Below are 2372 nucleotides of genomic sequence, written 5' to 3' on the forward strand. Positions count from 1 at the left end.
GTACAGCAGTGACAAAGGGATGCCAGCGTTTTTCAAACAGAATATGAGCGATCCCGGTTCGGCGCGGCGGTAAGGTCGCGACTTTGAGTTTTGGCTTCTTCAACTCTTTCATCACCACCAAGAGCGTTATCACCAGCAAAACGGTAACCAACGGCCACACAGACAAATTAAAAGTCTCAGCAATAGAGTTATGTTCAGTACTGTAGTGCTGCAAGGTTTGATTTAAACCACTGGCATGTGGAGAACGCATCACCGCACTCATCACCATATAAGTGAAAAGCGCGATCCAACTGCCGATCAATCCCTCACCCGCGCGATACCAGGTCCCGGTGGCACATCCACCCGCCAGAACAATTCCCAGCCCGAAGATATACCCACCTATAACAGTACCAAGCCACGGGAACGCCCCGGCTTCGTAAGTCAGTAGGCCCGCCTGAATTAACGCAAAAACCCCCACGCTTTGTACCGAAATTGCAATCAGCAAGGCGTAAAACATGCGATTATTTTTCGCGATATACATATCGCGAAAACCACCTGTCAGGCAAAAACGCCCACGCTGCATGACAAATCCCAGCAGAGCACCACAAATTAGCCCGCTTAATATCATTGAAAACATAAATTAATTAACCAGATGAATGTTAATGAGGAAATTATTCATGACTGGTGGAATGCAGACCAATAACCAAATTCTCTAAATTAGAACAAATGGTTATTAATGAGGATGTCGATAAAAAAGAATAAAAAAACCGGAGCCAAATATTCATTCGACTCCGGTTTATTATTAGAAAAGATGATTATGCTACGTCTTCGTACTGCGGAACCGGGTTACGGAAGCTCTTGGTGACGCAAGCCAGGTAAATCAGACCGATAGCAGCCCAGATCAGACCCAGAACCATTGAGCTTTCTTCCAGGTTAACCCACAGCGCACCAACGGTCAGCGCACCACACATCGGCAGGAACAGATACTGGAAGTGATCTTTCAGCGTCTTGTTACGCTTCTCACGGATCCAGAACTGCGAGATGACCGACAGGTTAACGAAGGTGAACGCCACCAACGCACCAAAGTTGATCAGCGCCGTAGCCATTACCAGGTCGAAGTTGATTGCCAGCAGGGCAATCGCGCCAACCAGGATGATGTTCATTGCCGGAGTACGCCATTTCGGGTGAACATAACCGAAGAAGCTTTTCGGGAATACGCCGTCACGACCCATTACGTACATCAGTCGCGCAACGCCTGCGTGCGCCGCCATACCGGACGCCAGTACGGTAATGGTGGAGAAGATCAGCGCACCAACCTGGAATGCTTTACCTGCAACATACAGCATGATTTCAGGCTGTGACGCATCCGGATCTTTAAAGCGAGAGATATCCGGGAAGTACAGCTGCAGGAAGTAAGTTGCAAAGATGAAGATCATGCCGCCAATCAGCGCGGTCAGGAAAATCGCACGCGGGATCACGCGCTCTGCATCTTTGGTTTCTTCCGACAGGTTGCTGATGCCGTCAAAGCCGGTAAAGGAGAAGCACAGGATTGTCGCCCCGGTAATCATCGGGATAACATGCGCATCGCCAGACCAGAATGGACGAGTGCTCGCCAGCGTACCAGCGCCTTCACCTTCAAATACGCCATAAACAACCATGCCCAGAATCACCGCGATCAGCACTACCTGCAACACGACGATTACAGTGTTGAAGTTCGCTACGGATTTCAGACTACGCAGGTTAAAGGCGGTCATGAAGGCCACCAACGCCACCACAAACATCCACGATGGGATGGAAGGCACCAGAGCTTCAAAATAGATTTTCGCCAGCAGAATGTTGATCATCGGCGCGAACAGATAGTCGAGCAGAGAAGACCAACCCACCATAAAGCCGACAGTCGGGCTAATGGATTTCTGGGCGTAAGTGTATGCAGAGCCAGCAGAAGGATAGCGGCGAACCAGCTTCCCGTAGCTCAGAGCCGTAAACAGGATCGCAATCAATGCGAACGCATAGGCTGTCGGCACATGACCATCCGTGAGGCCTGAAACGATACCAAAAGTATCAAACAGCGTCATCGGCTGCATATAGGCAAGACCCATCATTACAACCGGAACTAACGTAAGCGTTTTACGCAATTCCACGCGAGAGGTGTTTGGAGTAACGTTATGCGACATGGTCATTCTCCTTTACGGTGATAACCGTCGCGTAAGCAAAAAATTGCCCCATTTTTTTGGATTCCTCAGCGACAACAACTGTCGATTTTTAGTAAATATCTATCCGGTACGAAGCCCGGCCTCTTGGTATGAATGATTGGTTTGAAGCAAAAAATAACCGACGCTGATGAAACGTCGGTTTTTAGTCATTTTTTGACAGCGGCGCATTGTGCCTAAATG

Annotated in this window: 3 protein-coding genes; all 3 read right to left on the reverse strand. The window is 49.0% G+C overall.

Annotation, left to right across the window (positions count from 1 at the left end; translation table 11 throughout):
* On the reverse strand, positions 1–616 hold a 616-nt coding region (locus QZF50_RS23480; RefSeq protein WP_290389034.1), incomplete at its 3' end, for a YeeE/YedE family protein.
* 178 nt (positions 617–794) lie between these two features.
* Positions 795–2153, reverse strand: coding sequence for a putrescine/proton symporter PlaP (gene plaP / locus QZF50_RS23485; protein ID WP_000019197.1), 1359 nt, complete (start codon positions 2151–2153; stop codon positions 795–797).
* A complete protein-coding gene (gene yoeI / locus QZF50_RS23490) occupies positions 2143–2205 on the reverse strand; it encodes a membrane protein YoeI (RefSeq protein WP_010723108.1) in 63 nt (20 codons plus the stop codon). The genes plaP and yoeI overlap by 11 nt, the downstream gene beginning before the upstream one ends.
* Positions 2206–2372: the final 167 nt, after the last annotated feature.

The organism is uncultured Escherichia sp., from assembly GCF_948475835.1.
Lineage (GTDB): Bacteria > Pseudomonadota > Gammaproteobacteria > Enterobacterales > Enterobacteriaceae > ECMA0423.

Bases quoted from the DNA above. Each gene is read 5' to 3' on its own strand.
- plaP (WP_000019197.1), bottom strand. From the start codon at position 2,153: ATGTCGCATAACGTTACTCCAAACACCTCTCGCGTGGAATTGCGTAAA.